This is a genomic window from Thermincola ferriacetica (assembly GCF_001263415.1).
In the GTDB taxonomy this organism is placed as follows: Bacteria; Bacillota; Thermincolia; order Thermincolales; family Thermincolaceae; genus Thermincola; species Thermincola ferriacetica.
The window spans coordinates 40,259-59,459 of record NZ_LGTE01000019.1; the positions used below are offsets into that span (position 1 = coordinate 40,259).

The window sequence follows — 19,201 nt, forward strand, 5'->3', positions numbered from 1 at the left end:
ATGGAGCAGGAACTGGAACGCCGGCCTGTTATAAGTTTACTGCGCCCGCGTGGGTTGGACGCGGACAGGAAATTTTCGAAATTGGTTTCTGCCATAAAAGCCGGTATGGAAGAGGAATCAGTGCCGTGGCTGGAAGGAGAGGAAGACGGTACCTTAAGCGCCGCAGAACTGGCTTTGCGGGGAGCCCGCCAATCCAAACTGGGAGTAGGAATAGGGATAGACCCTGCCTGTTCCATAGCTGTTTATTTTAACCGTGGTGAAAATTCGGAGCCCCTGTTCCTGTTATCGGCGGATTGGGCTTCTGAAAAAGTGGCCAGGTTAGTGGGCACAAATGCGGCACGATTGGTGAAAAAAATACCTTTTAAAGATCTGGCCGGGTTAGGCCATAAACAGTAATGAAGGAGGGTAGTTATGATCAGACAAGCCCTCGGACTAATTGAGGCTGTGGGAATGCCGGCAGCAATTGCTGCGGCGGACGCTGCTGCCAAGGCCGCCAACATAAGGCTGCTGGGATATGAACTGACCAAGGGTGGCGGCCTGGTAACCGTAAAACTTGAGGGGGACGTTGCTGCTGTAAAAGCGGCTGTTGAAGCCGGAGCAGCGGAAGCCCGGCGGGTGCACGACGTCCGTTCGGTCCATGTAATACCGCGGCCTGCCGGAGATACCGGAAAAATGGTGCTGGCAGAGGGAGCGCTCCGGGAAGCAACAGCAGAATCTGAAACAGTAGATACAGAAACAAAAGACCCAATAAAAAGAGAAACAGGAGCAAGAGAACCTGAAGTGAGGCAAACGGGTAATGTGGAAGGCAATGCAATAAAAGCCAATGCTAACCCAACCGGGAGTGAGGAAAACGATTCAGGGACGAATGCAACAACTGCGCCCGGAGGTCCCGGCGAAAAGGGTGTAAAAACTACGGAGACAACAAGGGCCAGTATTCCTGATAAGACCGGTACGGGCGAGGAAACGGGCGGTCGGGATGAACCCGACGATGGGCCCAAAAACAGGGGCGCCAAGAAGAAAAATAAAAAGGGTTAAAGGTTGACATCTCTGACCCAATACGCAAATTAACAAGGACTTAAATCAAAAAAACTGCTTAAGGAGGGTTTTAAATGAAAGGCGAAGCTCTGGGAATGGTTGAAACAAAAGGGCTGGTTGGCGCCATTGAGGCTGCTGACGCCATGGTGAAAGCCGCTAATGTGACACTTATCGGTTATGAAAAAATAGGTTCAGGTCTGGTTACTGTGATGGTCAGGGGCGACGTAGGCGCTACCAAGGCAGCAACAGATGCCGGAGCAGCTGCTGCGGCAAAAGTTGGCGAACTGGTATCGGTGCACGTAATTCCAAGACCTCATACCGACGTAGAAAAGATTTTACCCAAGATTGGCTAAAGACGAAAAAATTCAATAAGGTCCCTGACAGGCGCCGTTGGCAGGCGCCTGTCACGGACCGGTAATTTGCAGGTGGTGCTATGATAACAGATGAAAACCAACTGGTACAGCAGGTTTTAGAAGAACTGACCAAAAAATTGCAGGGATTCAACTACAACCCCGCCGGCCCGGAGGAGGGCAGCCACGAGGAAGGTCTGGTGCCGATAGGAATCTCCAACCGGCATGTTCACCTGGCCAGCCAGGATGTCGATCTGTTGTTCGGACCCGGGTATGAACTGTCAGTGTTAAAGGAATTGCAGCCGGGGCAGTATGCGGCAAGAGAGACAGTTACTCTGGCCGGCCCCAAAGGTATTATTGAAAAAGTCAGGGTGCTGGGGCCTGTGCGCAAGAAAACCCAGGTTGAGATTTCCCGGGCCGACGGTTTCAAACTTGGGGTCAATCCGCCCGTGCGGGATTCAGGTGACCTGGAAGGTACGCCGGGGCTGATTATAATAGGGCCCCGGGGAGCTGTTACCCTGGAGAACGGTGTAATTATAGCCAGGCGGCATATTCACATGAGTCCCGGCGACGCAGAGCGTTTTGGCGTTCAGGACGGGTCCAGGGTCGATGTGGAAGTGCCCGGCCTCAGGGGGGTTATTTTTAAGAACGTTCTGGTGCGTGTCCACAAAGACTTCGAATTGGAGATGCATATTGACGTGGAAGAAGGCAATGCGGCCGGGTTAAACAACCAGGACAGGGTCAGGATTATCGGACCAAGCAGAGGAACTGATGATGATGATTGATTTTGAAAAGCCCAATGAATTGATTGCCCGGATGGAACAAAAAATTTTCTGCCCGGAAAGACCGGACTGTAAGGGCAAGCTTTATACCGGAATTGATTTGGGTACCGCCAATATCGTCGTTACCGTGCTGGATGAAAATAAACAACCCGTTGCAGGGGCCTTGCAGGAAGCCAGGGTGGTTAAAGACGGACTGGTAGTTGACTTCATAGGCGCCATCAACATTGTCAGGAAGCTGGTACAGCAGGTGGAAGAAAAACTCAGTAGGAGCCTGGAAGAAGCTGCTGTGGCCATTCCGCCGGGAACCAGGGCGGAAGATACCAGGGCTATCGTCAATGTGGTCCAGGCTGTCGGCCTCGAGGTGACCAATGTTGTTGATGAACCTACGGCTGCTGCAACTGTCCTGGGCATAAAAGATGGCGCCGTCGTGGATATCGGTGGAGGGACGACGGGAATTTCCATTCTGCGGGACGGCCATGTTATTTATGTGGCTGATGAACCGACGGGCGGCACTCATTTCAGCCTGGTCCTGGCCGGCGCTTACAATATAGGTTTTGAAGAAGCTGAACGGCTGAAGAGAGATCCTGACAAGTACGACCAGGTATTTCCTCTGGTAATTCCCGTTATAGAAAAAGTAGCTGATATAATCAATACCCATATTGCCGGAAGAGATGCCGGGCCCATTTTTCTGGTAGGCGGGACGGCCTGTTTGGAGGGCATTGAAAAAGTAATTTCACGGTACACCGGCTTACCGACAGTCAAGCCTTACAACCCCTTGCTGGTAACTCCGCTGGGTATCGCCATGCACTGTGCATAAGGGAGGTGGCGGCAGTGGAAATGCGAGAGTTAGTAAAATTAATTACCTCCGAAGTATTGAAACAATTAAACTGCCCTGCTCAGCAGGAAGTGCTGGTCCTGTTAACGGGGGGCAGAGCCATATGGCCCAGGGTTAAATTTAAACTGGAGGAAATGAAAAACCGCGGGATTGTTTTAAGGCCGGTCTTGTCAGAGGCGGCCAGCCGGATTTTTGACCCCCAGGAATTAAGCAGGATTTTCGGGGTAACCGAAAATCTTGAAAAAAACGAATTACTTGCCGCAGTAAAAAAATCGTCTCTGGTGATGCTGCCAACCCTGACTGTCAATACAGCCGCCAAGCTGGCCGGCGGGATTCAGGACACGGAGGTTACCTGTCTGGCCGGATGGGCTTTGATGATGGGAAAACCCGTAATAGCCGTCACCAATTCGGCTGATCCAGATTCTCCTGAACTGCAAAGATTAGGGCTCGCCGGCGGTAAACCTGAACATAAAGCCAGGCTCCGGGAAAATCTGAAATCGCTGGCCCGGTTTGGTGTCAAACTGGTGGAGGCAGATTACCTTCTACCAGGTGTCATGCAGGCCCTCGGTTGTGATCCCATTAACAATTCACGAAGGTTTAGAGTTGAAGGCGTGCTGACTTCGGCAAAAGTACAGGCTGCTGCCGCCGAAAACTATAAAATAATTGTTGCGAAAAATACCGTGGTTACCCCGTTAGCTAAAGAAACGGCAGCCGAGGCAGGCATCGAGATCTGCTATGAGTGATGATAGAAAGAGGTGCGGTGATGTATCTAGCAAAAGTTGTCGGAACGGTGGTTTCCACCAGTAAAGACCCTCGGCTCACCGGATGTAAACTGCTTCTGGTTGTGCCGGTAGCGCTCTATCCTCAAAAAGTAGAGTACCCACTGGTGGCTGTGGATTCTGTTGGTGCCGGTATTGGGGAAATGGTTCTTTGCGTTGACGGAAGTACTGCCAGGCGCGCTGTGACAGAAGAAAATGCCCCTATTGATTGCGCTATTGTCGGCATAATTGATGAAGTAGAGACTTGCGGTGATTTGCTGCAGCCGGAAAAACTGTCTCTTTTGGATGGTGAAAAGCAATTATGAAAATTTATACCAAAAAAGGAGACGGAGGAGAAACAACCTTATACAATGGGGACAAGGTTAGCAAGTGCAACCGGCGGGTGGATACTTATGGCACGGTGGATGAAGCCAATTCTTTTCTGGGCGCGGCAAAATCGCTTATTAAATACGAGGACATAAAAAAAATAATTCATCAAATACAGCAGGAGCTGTTTGTGGTAAGCGCTGAGCTGGCCACTCCTGATTCTGCCATGCAGCTTCCTGCCAGAATCCATTATGAACATGTAGAGCGTCTGGAAACATTGATTGACCAATTTACCAAAGAATGTGGCGGGGTCAGAGGTTTTGTAACGCCGGGAGAAAGTCTGGCGGCTTCCTTCCTTGATATAAGCCGAACCGTGGTAAGGCGGATGGAGAGGCTCTTAACCGGTCTTGCCGTTAAGGACCAGATAAATGCCAATTTGTTAGCATATATAAACCGACTTTCAGACCTGTTATTTATAATGGCCAGGGTTGTTGGCCGGCGGGAAACAAAAGAACTCGTAACCAGGTTAGTACTTCGCGAGCTGGAAAGGTACAGCCCTTTACCAAACACCGGCAAAGGGGGGGAGGAAATGAAACTGACTTTGGAACAGGCCCAAAAAGTGATAGCGAAGGCGCAGGAAGAGGCTGAAAAAATAGGTATACCAATGGTCATTGCTGTAGTAGACGACGGCGGGAACCTAAAAAGCTTTCAACGCATGGATGAAGCTTTGTTGGCCAGTGTGGACATAGCAATTAACAAGGCTTATACAGCGCTTGCCCTTAAGATGCCTACCCATCAACTGGCGGAGATTGCTCAACCGGGCCAGGAACTGTACGGCATTGAAGTTACTAATAGGGGCCGCATAGTCACCTTTGGCGGTGGATACCCCATTTATCTGGATGGTTCTCTGGTTGGGGCCATCGGTGTGAGCGGCGGGAGCGTCGAACAGGACAAGCAGGTGGCCGAGGCAGGCATCAAGGCTTTAAATTAACGACTGAGAGGTGAAATAATACATGGCCATTGAAGCGTATCAAATAGAAAAGATTGTTGAGGAAGTTATGAAAAAGATGGTTTCCGGAGGTTCCGGGGACAGCTTTGCCGGCAAAGCCAAGGGAATTTTTGAGTCCGTTGACGAGGCTGTAAAAGCAGCTAAAGCGGCCCAAAAAGAACTGGTCGCTATGCGGATTGAAAAACGGGAAATGCTTTTAAAGGCAATGCGGGAAGCCGCTATAGCCCATGCCGAAGAACTGGCCCGGCTGGCAGTTGAAGAAACGGGGATGGGGAGAGTAACGGATAAGATTATTAAAAACCGTGTTGCTGCAGAGAAAACACCCGGTACAGAAAACCTGCAGCCAAGCGCCGTCACCGGTGACAGGGGATTGACCCTCATCGAAAGGGCTCCCTACGGTGTTATTGGGGCCATCACTCCTTCCACTAACCCTTGTGCAACAGTTATAAACAACAGTATCAGCATGGTAGCTGCCGGTAATTCTGTTGTTTTCAGTGTTCATCCGGGGGCCAAAAAGGCTTCGCTTTTAACAGTAGAGATTCTTAACGAAGCTATTGAAAAGGCGGGTGGGCCGGCTAATGTTCTGACAGCAGTTGCCAGTCCGTCCCTTGAAAACACAAATGCTTTGATGAAACATCCGGATATCAAACTTCTTGTGGCTACCGGCGGTCCGGGGCTGGTGAAGGCGGTCTTATCATCAGGTAAAAAGGCCATTGGGGCAGGAGCAGGCAACCCGCCGGCGCTGGTAGACGAGACAGCCGACCTGGAGAGGGCAGCCAAAAGCATTGTAGCCGGTGCTTCGTTTGATAATAATTTGCCTTGTATAGCTGAAAAAGAAGTAATTGTGGTGGACTATGTGGCCAACCAGTTGATCTCCTACATGAAACAGAACGGTGCATACCTGGCTAATGACAGGGAAATTAAAGCCTTGATGGATTTGGTACTGACTAAGAACGAGAACCTAAAGGCAGAAGGATGCACTGTAAAGCCGGAAAAGCTTTATGGAGGTATTAACAAAGAATATGTCGGGAAAGACGCCGCTTACATCATGAAGAAAATTGGAGTTGATATTCCCGAAGACACCAAATTAATTATTTGTGAAGTGGATGAAGACCACCCCTTTGTCCTGGAAGAACTGATGATGCCTATTCTCCCGATTGTGCGGGTGCCTAACGTGCAAAAGGCCATAGAAGTCGGTGTTCGGGTTGAGCACGGCAACCGCCATACAGCGGTAATGCATTCGCAAAATATTGATAACCTGAGCGCTTTCGCCAGGGCAATACAAACCACAATTTTTGTGAAAAACGGGCCATCCTATGCCGGTATCGGTATAGGCGGTGAAGGGTATACCACCTTCACCATTGCAGGCCCTACAGGCGAAGGACTTACCGCCGCCAGCAGCTTTACCAGGCAGCGCCGCTGTGTATTAGTTGACGGTTTCTCCATTGTTTAGATGGGCAGGTGAAGTGAGATGTCTAAAGAAGCCATTGCGGCGATTCAGAAAGCCGGAGTAGTGGGAGCAGGTGGCGCCGGGTTCCCGGCTTATAAGAAACTGGATGCGAAAGTAGATGTAGTTGTCGTCAACGGCGCTGAGTGTGAGCCTTTACTGCGGGTTGACCAGCAGTTAATGGAAAAAGAGGCCCGTTTCCTGACGGACAGCCTGTTAAAGGTTTTGGAGATAACAGGAGCTTCCAAAGGTATATTTGCTCTCAAAGCCAAGTACACGGCAGCGGTCGAGGCCCTCGAAAAAGCCATTAAAGGTTCCGGCAAAATTGAATTAAAGCTGTTAGGGGATTTTTACCCGGCAGGAGACGAGCAGGTTTTGCTCTATGAAGCTACGGGGAGGATAGTACCTGAGGGTGGCATTCCAGTGCACGTGGGAGCAGTTGTTACCAATGTGGAAACCTTGTTAAATGTCGGACATGCTTTGGCCGGCAAACCTGTAACGGAGAAATATGTTACTGTTACAGGCGCCGTGGAGAAGCCCCTGACGGTGAAGGTGCCTGTTGGTATCAGTGTACGGGAATTAGTTGAAACAGCTAATCCTGTGCCGGAAAAGTACAAGGTGATTGAGGGCGGTCCTATGATGGGCACCGTCCTGGAGAACCCAGACAAACCGGTGACAAAAATCACCAAAGGTTTGATTGTACTGCCGGAAAACCACTCACTACTTGCCAGAAAAGAAATAACCATGACCCATACTCTAAACCGGGCCAGGTCCGTTTGCTGCCAGTGCAACAAATGCACGGAAATTTGCCCCAGATACCTCTTAGGCCACAGGATGAAACCCCACCGGGTCATGCGGGCCGTGGGACAGGGTATCGGTGGTCTGGCCGGTGATTTGGCCATGGCATTCCTTTGCTGCCAGTGCGGGGCCTGTGAGATTTACGGTTGTGATATGGGCCTGGCGCCTAACCGAATAAACGCGGAACTGAAGAAGCAGTTGCAGGCGGCAGGACTTAAGAATCCTTACAGTAACGCCACACTGCAGGCTAATGCTGACCGGGAAATGAAGAAAATTCCTGTAAAAAGGCTGATAATAAGGTTAAATTTGGAATCCTATAACCTGCCGGCTCCTCTTAGCCCGAAAAGCTTCAGTACAAATAGGGTGACCCTTCCGCTGTCACAGCATATTGGCGCTCCCGCCAAACCGGTAGTAAGGCCCGGTGATTCGGTCAAATGCGGAGACCTGATAGCTGAAGCCCCGGAAGGCGCTTTGAGTGTTCCCCTTCATGCAAGTATAAATGGCCGGGTAGCCATGGTCACAGAAAAAGAAATTGTAATAGAGAACTAAAGGAGGTGGAACAATGAAAGCGGCAATAGGTTTACTGGAAATGAAGAGCATTGCCCGGGGTATTACTGCCGCCGATGAGATGGTAAAGGCGGCTGACGTTAAATTACTGCAGGCCATGCCTGTCTGTCCGGGTAAGTTTATAGCCCTGGTGGCAGGAGATGTGGGAGCTGTACAGAGCTCTATAAAAGCAGGGATGGCCCGTGCCGCTGACCAGGTGATAGATACCCTGATTTTGCCCAATGTACACAGGTCAGTTTTCCCCGCCTTATCGGGAACCAACGCCATTGAGAAGATTCGGTCCCTTGGCATTGTGGAGACTTATTCGGTCGCTTCAGCCATTACCGCCGCTGACGTTGCCGCCAAAGCAGCCAGTGTGGATTTGCTGGAAGTGAGGCTGGCCCGGGGGCTGGGAGGCAAGAGTTTTTTTCTCCTGAGCGGAGAAGTAAGCGCTATAAAGTCAAGTATCAATGCAGCGGTGCAAAAGCTGCGGGAGGACGGGTTTTATGCCGGAGCGGAATTTATTGCGGCGCCGCATAAAGATCTGCTCGCCGCATTAAATTAAATTCATTTTATCAAATTCAAAAAGTTAAGGAGGTAATTCAAATGGCTCAGAAAATCATGATTTCTCCAGGTCGTTATGTACAGGGTGAGGGTGCTATCAGGCAGATCGGTGAACAAGTGAAAAGCCTTGGTAAATTTGCTCTGGTTATAGGGGACAAGATTGCCCTGCCCCTCACTAGGGAAGATGTCCAGAAAAGCCTGCAGGACAATGGGATCAATTTTAAGTTCGAAGAGTTCGGCGGCGAGTGCTCAATGCAGGAAATCAACCGCCTAAAGGCCATTGGTGAAGAGGTAAAAGCAGATGTAATAATTGGCATCGGTGGAGGAAAAACCCTCGACACTGCCAAGGCAGTGGCTTACTACATGAACCTCCCTGTGGTGATCGTCCCGACCATTGCCTCCACTGACGCTCCCTGCAGCGCTCTGTCGGTAATTTATACTCCCGAGGGGATATTTGAGAGTTACCTGATTTTACCCGCTAACCCCAATTTGGTACTGGTTGATACCGGCATAGTGGCTAAGGCGCCTGTACGCCTCCTGGTTGCCGGAATGGGTGATGCCCTGGCTACCTGGTTTGAAGCTGACGCCTGTGCCAAGGCTGCGGCCAAAAATATGCCCGGTGGTGCTGCTACCCAGTCGGCCCTTGCCCTGGCCAGGTTATGCTACCAGTTGTTAATTGATTATGGTTACAGGGCCAAGTTGGCAGTAGAAAAGGGTGTGGCTACTGAAGATGTTGAAAAAGTGGTCGAGGCCAATACCCTGTTAAGCGGCCTTGGTTTTGAAAGCGGCGGCCTGGCCGCAGCCCACGCCGTACACAACGGCCTTACCGCGCTGGAAGAAACTCATCATTATTTCCATGGTGAGAAGGTTGCTTTTGGAACCCTGGTGCAAATGATTATGGAAAACCGCAGCAATGAGGAATTGCATGAGGTTCTGGAGTTCTGCGTTTCTGTGGGACTGCCTGTAACATTAAGACAAATTGGTGTAACGGAAGTTACTCCCGAGAAAATCAGGAAAGTTGCTGAAATGTCCTGTGCAGAGGGGGAAACAATCTATAACATGCCGTTCCCCGTAACTCCTGATTTGGTATACAACGCCATTTTAGCGGCCGATGCCATTGGCGAAGCTTTTCTGGCTGAATAATCTTACTGAAAATATTGTTGCATACATTACTGAAGCTTCCGGGTTTGCCCGGAAGCTTCTTTCTAAAAAAACAAAGGGTTGGTTTAAATTGAAACTATTGAGCCAGATTGCCATTATTTTAATTATTTCTTATATCGGAGATACAGTTAGCAAGTTGCTTTCTCTTCCCATACCGGGGAATGTGCTGGGAATGGCCATTCTCCTGGCCTGCCTTGGTGCGGGAGTCATTAAAGTGGAAATGGTAGACCGAGTAAGTAAGTTAATGTTGGATAACTTAAGCTTTTTTTTCATTCCGGTCACTGTCGGCCTGATAACTTTAATGGATTTGCTGCATGGCAAATGGCTGGCAATTGTAATTATATGTTTGTTTTCTACCGTCGTTACTATGGTCTCCACAGGTCTTACTGTCCAGTTATTAGGGAGGAAACTAAATAAATGACTGCACTGTTAAATTCACCGTTATTTGGTATTGGCATTTCAGTATTGGCCTTTCAATGCGCCCTGATTATATACCGGAGATTCAGGATTGCTCTTTGCAATCCATTGCTGGTTAGTGTAATTATCATTACGGTTTTCCTTTCGATATTCCATATTTCTTTTGCAACTTATAATAAGGGAGGTCGTTTTATCTCATATTTTCTAGGTCCCACTACCGTTATTTTAGCCGTTCCGCTGTATCAGCAATTATCCCTCCTGAAGGATCACTTTATTCCCATAATTGTGGGCATAACTGTCGGCAGCGTCGTCAGTATAACAAGCGTATTTTTTTTGACTAAGTTATTCGGCATTACAGGAGATTTAGCTGTTTCCTTGCTGCCCAAATCGATAACTACCCCTATTGGTATTGAAGTCGCCAAGCAAATCGGCGGCATTCCTTCCGTCACGGCGGGGGCGATAATAGTTACCGGTATGATAGGCGCTGTTATAGGGCCGTTGATTTGTAAGTTATTTGGTATCAGGGATGAAGTTGCCGTGGGGATAGCTATGGGTACTTCTGCTCATGCAATTGGAACCACAAAGGCCATTGAACTTGGGCCGGTCCAGGGGGCTATGAGCGGCCTGGCCATAGGTTTGGCGGGGTTTATTACAGTAATTTTAGTTCCTTTTTTACTAAAGATACTTTAAAAATTATCTGTTGGCCCCATTATCGGTTAATTAAAGCTTATGTCCGGTTAAACCGTTTTGCCCCGGGTTGATAGCCTTTACTCCTTTTGTTATACTTTACTTAACATGTTTTTCTTGCAGTTTGAAGTAAAGATTAATAAATTGCAGGAACGGTTGGTGAGTATATGCCTCGTCATCTCCTTTGTTTAAGGGAATTACCGCTATTTCAAGGGCTAAGTGACACCGATTTTTACAGTATTTGCCCGGGGGTGATAAACAGGTCAGTTGCTAAAGGGCAGTTCTTGTTCAGGCAAGGAGAAGACCACCGTACTGTCTATTTAATAAAATCTGGGAAATTTAAACTTATTCAAAATACAGAGGATGGAAGGGAAATAATTATTTCTATCGTCGGTCCTGGGGAAGTGCTGGGGGAAACAGCTTTATTTCAGGATCACGAGTTGCATTTTAGCGCAGTTGCTTTAGAAAATGCACGATTGTGCGGTTTTAGTAGACAGGATTTGGAAATGGTCATTCAACGCAATCCTGGTTTTGCCGTAAAGATAATAAGTCACTTGGCTCGCAAATTGAATACAATTATGCAGCAAGTTAGTGAGACTTCAGGGGTATCTGTTAAAGAAAAGCTGCTAAGGTTGTTAATTCGGCTGGCCAACGAATATGGGAAAGTGGCATCCGATATGACAATAATTGAGTTAAATATAACGCAGCAGGAAATGGGCAACTTAATTGGAGCTTCCCGCGTCAAGGTGTCCCAGGTTTTATCAGGGTTAAGGGACGCGGGAATTGTCAGCAAACATGGTAAATATTATACAATAAAAACAGATTTTTGTCTTAAAAATGCCGTTTTTTCTGAAAAACAATAGTTGGCTTAATTAGTGTTAACCTCCTTTTGGAGGTTTTTTTTTAAATGTTAAGGAATTTACAGCGATGATAGTGTTAAAGGGTTAATATGTAAAGGAGGAGGTGATAAAAGTAGTATTGGGTTTAATATCAGGCAGAGTTAATTAGTTAAATAGAGAAAAGTCTTGGAGGTGCTTGACGTGGGTAAGTTAACGGCTGAAATGAAAAAATTTATTGAGGACGTTAAATTATGTGTTGCTGCCACGGCTGACAGCAACGGGATGCCTAATGCATCATTCAAAGGAACGATTCAGGTTCTGGACGACGAAAATTTAGTTTTTGCTGACATTTTTTCAGCCAAAACCAGAAAAAACTTACAGGAAAATAATAAAATATGTATCGTCGTGGCAGACCACAAGAAAATGGTCGGGTACCAGTTTAAAGGGGAAGCTGAACTCCTGGATCAGGGTGAACTCTACGATAAGGTTTGTTCTGCGGTGGAAGGGTTAAATTTAAATCTTCCAAAACCTACATATGTGGTAAAAATAAAAGTAACTGAGATTTACCCTGCGCCTGCAGCCAGTTAATGGGGTAAATGACGGCTTACATTGACCGGTATCGCCGCATCTCCGACTACCACCCAGGCCATGATCCACTATTTTTGGCATACCTTTGTAGCCGCCTTCCGGAATTAGATGGGCCATATATTCTTTAGGCTCAGTTCTCTCGACCAGGGGTTTGACCGAAGGGTGTTTTTTCAGGGCCTCCAATAGTTCGTTCTGGTTGATGTGGCGGTCTATCAGGGAAGAAACCAGGGCGCCAACGCCGATTGATTACCGGTGCCAGATCTTCGGGCGGAACGTGTTTTTGCAGTTCCGCCTGTTGAATAAGTAGACGAAAAAGCAAACGGATAAATTAATGAACCGAAACAACGGGTGATAAACCAAATAGCAAGAAAAATAGCGCTAGTTCGCAAAAAAATGGGATTGCTTCGCAAGCTTGTTCATTGCTAAACGCTTCAAAACATGTTATAACATAATAAGTTAGGATTATCGTTGTTGTAACAGTTGGAGGCGAGCCAGTTGAATGTTCTTGCAGATTTACATACCCATACCAATTTCTCGGCAGATGGAAAAGACCATATGGCAGATATGTGCCGGGCGGCTATCAGTAAAGGACTAAGCTATATTTGTTTTACTGATCACATTGATAACAACCCGAGTGATAATGGGTATAAATATTTCAATTACGCGAAGTATTCTGAGACTATAGAACGCATGCGGGAAGAGTTCGGGGACAAAATCCAGGTTCTCAAAGGGATAGAGTTTGCCGAACCCCATTTATATCCCAGGGAATTTGAAGATGTTTTAAAAAAAGATTTTGATATTGTAATGGTTGGCATACACTATCTGGGTGAAACTTATGTCGGAGATAAAGTTATATCAGGAAACTATTCCAAGCAGCAGATATTTCGTGAATACTACAGAGAAGTACTTAAAGCCGTAAAATTTGGCGGGTTTGATGTACTGGCCCATTTCGACCTGCCTAAAAGATACTTTAAAGGATCCTATTCAGAAAAAGAAATGACCCTTGAAATCGTGCAGGAAATGGTAAATAAGGGAATTGTCCTGGAAATAAACACTTCGCCTTTAAGAAGGGGTTTTACGGAATGCACACCTGATTCGGAAATACTTAAACAATATATTGAAGCCGGCGGAACAAAAGTTACCACCGGTTCCGACGCCCATTCATGCGGAGATATTGCGGCAGACTTTGATTATGCACATAAGCTGATAAAAGATTTTCAGGGGATTCCCGGGATATTTAGAGGGCGCCGTTTTATTCCCATTGATTCTTTGTAAATGTTGACAAAGGTTATTTCAAAAAATTCGGGGAGGTTAAATGTTGCAACAATCATTTAACCTCCCCTTGTCGCGTTATGCAATTTGTCTTCAATCTGGGAGGACAGAAAAGGTATAACGGGCACACTGACAGGGAATGATTATTAAAATTTAATGGGTAATATTGGTTTTGAATATTTGACAAGAAATAGAAATAGGATTATAATAATAAATGGGCATATGCCCGTAATAACCTGAAGGAGGAACGCTATAATGTCCAGTGCTTGCAGTACCTGTAGTCAAAAGGAAGGATGCAGTGGAGAAAGTTGTCCCGGCATGCCTGAAAACAAACATAATATCCGCAACGTCATTGCCGTTATGAGTGGGAAAGGCGGTGTCGGTAAAAGCTCTGTTACGGCTATGCTGGCGGTAGCTTTAAGGAATGAGGGTTTTAAGGTGGGTATCATGGATGCTGACGTTACCGGCCCCAGTATACCCAGGCTTTTTGGTTTACACGGTAGGCTGAAAAATGGAGAAAAGGGCATTCAGCCGGCTAAGACTAGATCAGGAATCGAAGTTATTTCCCTGAACCTTCTTCTTCCCAACGAAGATGAACCTGTAATCTGGCGAGGACCCGTTATTTCAGGGGTGGTGAAACAGTTTTGGACAGATGTTGAGTGGGGCGAACTTGATTACATGTTGGTGGACCTTCCACCTGGGACCGGTGACGTTCCTTTGACTGTTATGCAGACACTGCCCCTAAACGGAATTATAGTTGTTACAACGCCGCAAAGCTTGGTGACCATGATTGTCAAAAAAGCTATTCACATGGCTGACCGGATGCACATTCCTGTCATTGGATTGGTGGAAAATTATACTTATGTTCACTGTCCGGACTGTGACAAACGGATTGAATTATTTGGCCACGATAATACTGAGGAAGCAACGGGGAAGATGGGTGTACCCTTATTAGGTCAGTTACCTTTGGATCCAGAGTTTGCTGCGTATTCTGACCGAGGTGAAATTGAAAACTACTTTGAGGAAAAAACAGACGTGAATGAAACCGTTGCTAATGTGGCACGGTTAATCAGCAAAAAATATAGAGATGAAGTTCAATAATATATAAAAAATTAATTGGAGGGATTTTTTAATGAAGGTTGCCATTCCGAATAACGACGGCGAGGTCAACCAGCATTTTGGCCGAAGCACCGGTTTTGCCATTGTGGAAATTAACAGCGAGAACCGAATTGTGGACATTGAGGAAATTTCAGCAGAAGGGCTTCAACACAGGCATGAAGGATTGGCCGGTTTATTGAAAAATAAGGGGGTAGAGGTGGTAATAGTCGGAGGGATTGGGCCAGGCGCCCTGGAAGCCCTTGAATCCCAAGGCTTTAAAGTCCTTTTTGGCGCCTCCGGTCCAATTAAAGAAGTAGCTGAAGCCTTTGCACGGGGACAATTTATATCGAGAAGAACGGTCTGCAATCACCATGGAGAACACCACCATCATCATGAACATCACCCTGGCAATTGTGCTCACTAAAAGTTACAAGTCTTTCATATGAAAAAATTACAGGTCATTTTCAGCAAGGCCGCAGGTAACAGCCTGCGGTTTTATTTGTTTAACAGGTACTGGAAACCATTCCAATAATTAATATTGAAATATTTCGTCAAATGATACATAATTAATCTGTTTGGGAATTGTCGAAAAACAGGGGTGGTACTGTGAAAAAATATGACGTTATTGTAGTAGGTGCAGGTCCGGCCGGTATTTTTACCTGTTATGAGTTGGCTTTAAAAGCCCCTCATATGAAGGTATTATTAATTGATAAGGGCCAGGACATTTATAAACGGACCTGTCCGATTCTGCAAAAGAAACTGACCAAGTGCCCGCCTCCGACAGAGAAGAAAAAATCCGGCGGCTGCTTACCCGCCTGTTCGATAACAAACGGTTTTGGCGGCGCCGGCGCTTATTCGGACGGAAAATTTAACATTACCACCGAATTTGGGGGTTGGATGACTGATTATCTGCCACCTTCTGAAGTATTAAATTTAATTAAATATGTTGATGCAATTAATATCAAACACGGCGCCAATTCAGTGGCCACAGACCCCAATAATCCGGCGGTAAAAGACATTGAAAAGCGCGGGCTTGCCGCCGGGCTGAAATTGCTGCGGGCCCAGGTAAGGCATTTGGGAACGGAACAAAACCTGGAAATTTTAAAAAGTATTTTTGAGTTTCTCAACGGGTACATTGATATGACATTTGCGACAGAGGTGGCCGATTTAATTACTGAAAAAACCGGCGAAAAATACAGGGTTAAGGGTGTTATTACAAAATCTGCAGAAAAATTCTATGCCGACAAAGTGGTCATTGCGCCCGGGCGGGACGGCTCGGAATGGTTTTCCGAAATTCTGAAACGGCACGGCCTGGAAATGGTCAATAACCAGGTGGATATAGGGGTTCGTGTGGAAACCCTGGACATCATTATGGAAGAAATCAATGAACATTTATATGAAGGTAAGTTTATTTACAGGACTTCCGTTGGCACAACAGTCCGGAGTTTCTGTAACAACCCGTCCGGTCACGTGGTCATTGAAAACCATTCCGGTGTGATGCTGGCTAACGGCCATGCTTACAAAGATAAGAATTTAGGCAGTAACAATACAAACTTTGCCTTACTGGTTTCCCACAAATTCTCTTATCCTTTTGATAAGCCCATAGAGTATGCCAAGTCTATTTCCAGACTGGCTAATGATTTATCCAATGGCAGTGTTTTGATTCAGAAATTCGGTGATATACTGAACGGCCGTAGATCAACAGAGAAAAGAATTAAGGAAGGTTTTGTGGAACCAACCCTAAAAGAGGCCGTACCCGGCAACCTGGCCCTGGTGTTGCCATACAATACAATGAAAAGTATCATAGAAATGATTCAGGCTCTGGATAAAGTGACGCCTGGGATTGCCTCAGAGCATACCCTGCTTTATGGTGTGGAAGCTAAGTTTTATTCTTCCCGCCCGAACCTGACCAATCATTTCGAAACGGAAATAGAAGGTTTATACGCAGGCGGCGACGGGGCCGGTATTACCCGCGGCCTGGCTCAGGCCGGCGCTTGTGGTGTGGTTATAGCAAGAGATATTATTGACAAGATGCAAAAGTAAACTTAACCCCTGTCTTACTGACAGGGGTTTAAATTTACCGTAATCTGAAAAATTCCGATTCTTTACGCAGGTTTTTAATTAATTCGTCCAGTTTGTTAATGTCGGAAATAATCTGGTTGGTATTAATAGTAAACTGCTCTATGGAGGCGCTTATTTGCTGGGTTGAGGCTGCATTTTCTTCTGCTATGCTGGAAATGTTTAGAATAGAATTATTGGCAGTGTCGCTTTCGGCAGACAATTCATCGGTAATCTTGTTGTTTTCCTCTGTAATTCCGGCGATAATGTTTATGGCCTCGGTTATCTCTTTACTTTGGTCCTTCATGTTATCCATGGCGGCATTAATTTCTTCTACCTGGGCCGCTGCCTTGTTTACAGCTTTGATGATATTCCGCAACGCTGTTCCGGCCCGGTAAGCTACTTGAGCGCCTTCTTCAACGTCGGCTGTGGCTTTGGTCATTTCCTTGTTTACTTCTTCGGTTTCGAGTTGGATACCGGCAATCAGGGTCCTGATTTCTTCCGTTGATTTCCGGCTGTTTTCAGCAAGTTTTCTTACTTCGTCGGCGACAACAGCAAAGCCTTTACCGTGCTCACCGGCCCTTGCGGCTTCAATAGCTGCGTTCAGCGCCAGTAGATTGGTTTGTTCAGCAATATTATCAATGACTTGTACAATTTCGCCTATCTGGTTGGATCGTTCGATCAGGGAATTCATTTTTTGAGCTATGTTATCTACCATGGTTTTAATACCTTTTATATCTTCGATAGTTTCGTCCACCAGGTCTTTTCCTTCAGTTGCGGCGGCATAGCTGTTTTTGGTATCATCCACAATCAGTTTGGTATTATAGACCACTTTATCAATGGCTTCTGCTATTTTATTGATGGTTTCCACTGTTCTTTTTACACTTTGATTTTGTTGGTAAGCGCTTTCTTTAACAACTTGCGATGCCTTGTTCAGTTTGCTGATAATGGCGGAAGTTCTGTGGATGTCTTCAGCTTGTGACTGGCTGCCGACAGAGATCTGTTGAATGGCCGCCGTTACCTGTTCAATAGCGGATAAGCTGTTCTGTGAGTTGCTATTTAAAGTATCGCTGGTTTTTACCGCATTGTCTATAGCCATGAAGATGTTGTAAAGGAACTTCTTCAGGTGTTTATACATCAGTTGCAAAGAATTGCCCAGGTCTTCGAGCTCGTCGTTGGTTTTAATGACTTCAATATTACTAATCTTTTCGGTTAAATCGCCGTTAGAAATCCGGTTGGTTAAATCTTTCAACAGTTTGACCGGCCTATTTACATTGCGAATAAGGTAAACTGTGAAGCCCACCGATATAATAAGTACCACAACAATTATAATTCCCAACTGCCAGGCAAGGGCTTGCAGGTTTTCTTGCACTATGCGGTTTATTACATCACTGTTTCCGGCCTTTGCGGCTATTAATTGATCGCCTATTCCTGCAAACTTAGTATAGGCTAAAACAGCTATGAGCACCATGGACCAAAAAACAATAGTAAAGGCCCCGCAAATCTTATAGGCAATTTTGACTTTAATATGTTTTCACCTCCGAAAATTAATAATAGAATCTATGTCCATTATTCGACAAAGTTTTCCATTTTCCTTTTTTAAATATAGTAAAAGTGTAAATGAACTATTTTAAGAATTCCTGGAAGGAAAGGAACGGGAACTGCCGAAGTAAAAAGTACATCCTTTTACTTAAAAAATGAGGAGGGAAATATGGACTGGAAACTATTACCCCCTGATTTACAGGAGCTGGCCGAGCACCACACCCATCTTTGCCCCGGAGTCCTGATTGGTTATAAAGCCTGCAAGTATGCTGTGGACATTATCGGTCTGTCCGAAAATATGCTGGTTATTGCCGACAGGGAAAGCTGCGGTAACGACGCAGTGCGTTTCCTGTTAAAATGCGATTCGGAAGCAGGTAGTTTTATCTGCCGGAACGGAAATGGTTTCTCCTGGTCTTTTTACAACAAGGATGAGGAAGAAGGGGTTACCCTTACCCTTAATGCCAATGTAATGAAACAGGTGTCGGGGGACAGGGAGCAGGCCATGTTATGGTTGCTTAATGTGCCTGCCGACGTATTGTTTACAGTACAGCCCTTTATACCGGAAGAAAACGGGAGCACTGGCGAATAGGGGTGATTAAGCACTTTGGGGAACTTAAATATTTTCCCGAGCGAGGCTCCAGTTTAATCCGCAACCACAGAGCCCACAGAGGACACGGAGAATTAATGGTAAAAGGTGTTTTCTCTGTGTTCTCTGAGCTCTCTGGGGTATTTTCTGCAACCCAAAGAAAACATTCAAGTAATGACCTCTCTGTGGTAAATCGTTTCCGCCTGCAACCCCGGAGCAACGTTTGTTTCACCGGGCAGTGGCTCCTATTTTTCTTTCTCCCCTCCTACGGCAGGATAGGGAGGTTCTCCGCCTACCGTTTGGGAGCGACTGCGCCCGCAAACCCGCTGCCGGGCAGGCAGGGAGTTCCCGCATGCCCGAAGATGGCGAAAATACTGTTTTGAGGCTTTACTACTGCATTTACTCTGCAGGATATCAAAAAACCGCTGCACATTAAAGTGATGAGTTGCGACTTAGTGGAGGGCGGCAAGCCTGTGTTTACGACAGTGAGGGCTTGAAATTG

23 protein-coding genes are annotated in these 19,201 nt (G+C 46.5%); 21 read left to right on the plus strand and 2 right to left on the minus strand.

Features of this window, described 5'->3' with window-relative positions; all coding sequences use genetic code 11:
• The 20 genes from Tfer_RS11670 (at position 1) to Tfer_RS11765 (ending at position 16,556) form a co-directional block, all read left to right on the plus strand.
• On the plus strand, positions 1-396 hold the full coding sequence (locus tag Tfer_RS11670) for a glycerol dehydratase reactivase beta/small subunit family protein (protein ID WP_242843591.1): 396 nt from the start codon (positions 1-3) through the stop codon (positions 394-396).
• 15 nt (positions 397-411) lie between these two features.
• Positions 412-1,035, plus strand: coding sequence for a BMC domain-containing protein (locus Tfer_RS17150; RefSeq protein WP_152909046.1), 624 nt, complete (start codon positions 412-414; stop codon positions 1,033-1,035).
• A gap of 74 nt (positions 1,036-1,109) precedes the next feature.
• Positions 1,110-1,388 carry a propanediol utilization microcompartment protein PduA gene (gene pduA / locus Tfer_RS11680; RefSeq protein ID WP_013119518.1) on the plus strand — a complete coding sequence of 93 codons (279 nt, stop codon included), beginning with the start codon at positions 1,110-1,112 and terminating at the stop codon, positions 1,386-1,388.
• Positions 1,389-1,468: 80 nt separating this feature from the next.
• Positions 1,469-2,170: a phosphate propanoyltransferase gene (locus Tfer_RS11685; RefSeq protein ID WP_152909047.1), complete on the plus strand. Its 702-nt coding sequence runs from the start codon at positions 1,469-1,471 to the stop codon at positions 2,168-2,170.
• 31 nt (positions 2,171-2,201) lie between these two features.
• Positions 2,202-2,984: an ethanolamine utilization protein EutJ gene (gene eutJ / locus Tfer_RS11690; protein WP_242843592.1), complete on the plus strand. Its 783-nt coding sequence runs from the start codon at positions 2,202-2,204 to the stop codon at positions 2,982-2,984.
• A gap of 20 nt (positions 2,985-3,004) precedes the next feature.
• On the plus strand, positions 3,005-3,745 hold the full coding sequence (locus Tfer_RS11695) for a flavoprotein (RefSeq protein ID WP_242843593.1): 741 nt from the start codon (positions 3,005-3,007) through the stop codon (positions 3,743-3,745).
• Between the two features lie 20 nt (positions 3,746-3,765).
• Complete coding sequence (locus tag Tfer_RS11700; protein ID WP_013119522.1) at positions 3,766-4,086, plus strand: EutN/CcmL family microcompartment protein; 321 nt, start codon at positions 3,766-3,768, stop codon at positions 4,084-4,086.
• Entirely contained in the window at positions 4,083-5,078 is a 996-nt protein-coding gene (locus tag Tfer_RS11705) for a cob(I)yrinic acid a,c-diamide adenosyltransferase (RefSeq protein WP_052218567.1), read from the plus strand. Before Tfer_RS11700 ends, Tfer_RS11705 begins: the two co-directional genes overlap by 4 nt.
• Positions 5,079-5,100: 22 nt before the next feature.
• Positions 5,101-6,549 carry an aldehyde dehydrogenase family protein gene (locus Tfer_RS11710; protein ID WP_052218568.1) on the plus strand — a complete coding sequence of 483 codons (1,449 nt, stop codon included), beginning with the start codon at positions 5,101-5,103 and terminating at the stop codon, positions 6,547-6,549.
• Positions 6,550-6,567: 18 nt separating this feature from the next.
• Positions 6,568-7,890 (plus strand): 4Fe-4S dicluster domain-containing protein, encoded by a 1,323-nt coding sequence (locus Tfer_RS11715; protein ID WP_052218569.1) that lies wholly within the window; start codon positions 6,568-6,570, stop codon positions 7,888-7,890.
• Positions 7,891-7,903: 13 nt separating this feature from the next.
• Complete coding sequence (locus tag Tfer_RS11720) at positions 7,904-8,452, plus strand: BMC domain-containing protein (protein ID WP_052218570.1); 549 nt, start codon at positions 7,904-7,906, stop codon at positions 8,450-8,452.
• A gap of 41 nt (positions 8,453-8,493) precedes the next feature.
• Positions 8,494-9,594 carry a glycerol dehydrogenase gene (locus Tfer_RS11725; RefSeq protein ID WP_013119527.1) on the plus strand — a complete coding sequence of 367 codons (1,101 nt, stop codon included), beginning with the start codon at positions 8,494-8,496 and terminating at the stop codon, positions 9,592-9,594.
• Entirely contained in the window at positions 9,569-10,033 is a 465-nt protein-coding gene (locus tag Tfer_RS11730) for a CidA/LrgA family protein (protein WP_242843590.1), read from the plus strand. Before Tfer_RS11725 ends, Tfer_RS11730 begins: the two co-directional genes overlap by 26 nt.
• Positions 10,030-10,719 carry an LrgB family protein gene (locus Tfer_RS11735; RefSeq protein ID WP_052218571.1) on the plus strand — a complete coding sequence of 230 codons (690 nt, stop codon included), beginning with the start codon at positions 10,030-10,032 and terminating at the stop codon, positions 10,717-10,719. The genes Tfer_RS11730 and Tfer_RS11735 overlap by 4 nt, the downstream gene beginning before the upstream one ends.
• 164 nt (positions 10,720-10,883) lie before the next feature.
• Complete coding sequence (locus tag Tfer_RS11740) at positions 10,884-11,579, plus strand: Crp/Fnr family transcriptional regulator (protein WP_083436931.1); 696 nt, start codon at positions 10,884-10,886, stop codon at positions 11,577-11,579.
• A gap of 177 nt (positions 11,580-11,756) precedes the next feature.
• A complete protein-coding gene (locus tag Tfer_RS11745) occupies positions 11,757-12,143 on the plus strand; it encodes a pyridoxamine 5'-phosphate oxidase family protein (protein ID WP_200901032.1) in 387 nt (128 codons plus the stop codon).
• Positions 12,144-12,638: 495 nt separating this feature from the next.
• The gene (locus tag Tfer_RS11750) at positions 12,639-13,418 is read left to right on the plus strand and encodes a histidinol-phosphatase HisJ family protein (protein WP_052218573.1); all 780 of its coding nucleotides are present in this window, start codon (positions 12,639-12,641) and stop codon (positions 13,416-13,418) included.
• Positions 13,419-13,670: 252 nt separating this feature from the next.
• On the plus strand, positions 13,671-14,516 hold the full coding sequence (locus Tfer_RS11755; RefSeq protein WP_052218574.1) for an Mrp/NBP35 family ATP-binding protein: 846 nt from the start codon (positions 13,671-13,673) through the stop codon (positions 14,514-14,516).
• Positions 14,517-14,547: 31 nt separating this feature from the next.
• On the plus strand, positions 14,548-14,937 hold the full coding sequence (locus tag Tfer_RS11760) for a NifB/NifX family molybdenum-iron cluster-binding protein (protein ID WP_052218575.1): 390 nt from the start codon (positions 14,548-14,550) through the stop codon (positions 14,935-14,937).
• A 182-nt stretch (positions 14,938-15,119) separates the two neighbouring features.
• Positions 15,120-16,556: an NAD(P)/FAD-dependent oxidoreductase gene (locus Tfer_RS11765; RefSeq protein WP_013119535.1), complete on the plus strand. Its 1,437-nt coding sequence runs from the start codon at positions 15,120-15,122 to the stop codon at positions 16,554-16,556.
• 34 nt (positions 16,557-16,590) lie between these two features.
• Here the strand turns inward: Tfer_RS11765 and Tfer_RS11770 are convergent, their stop codons facing one another.
• Entirely contained in the window at positions 16,591-18,042 is a 1,452-nt protein-coding gene (locus Tfer_RS11770) for a methyl-accepting chemotaxis protein (RefSeq protein ID WP_052218576.1), read from the minus strand.
• A 240-nt stretch (positions 18,043-18,282) separates the two neighbouring features.
• Here Tfer_RS11770 and Tfer_RS11775 point away from each other — a divergent pair, with 240 nt between their 5' ends.
• Positions 18,283-18,702: a formylmethanofuran dehydrogenase subunit E family protein gene (locus Tfer_RS11775; protein WP_052218577.1), complete on the plus strand. Its 420-nt coding sequence runs from the start codon at positions 18,283-18,285 to the stop codon at positions 18,700-18,702.
• A 289-nt stretch (positions 18,703-18,991) separates the two neighbouring features.
• On the opposite strand, the gene Tfer_RS16825 is transcribed toward Tfer_RS11775, so the two are convergent.
• On the minus strand, positions 18,992-19,201 hold a 210-nt coding region (locus Tfer_RS16825; RefSeq protein WP_207642452.1), incomplete at its 5' end, for a hypothetical protein.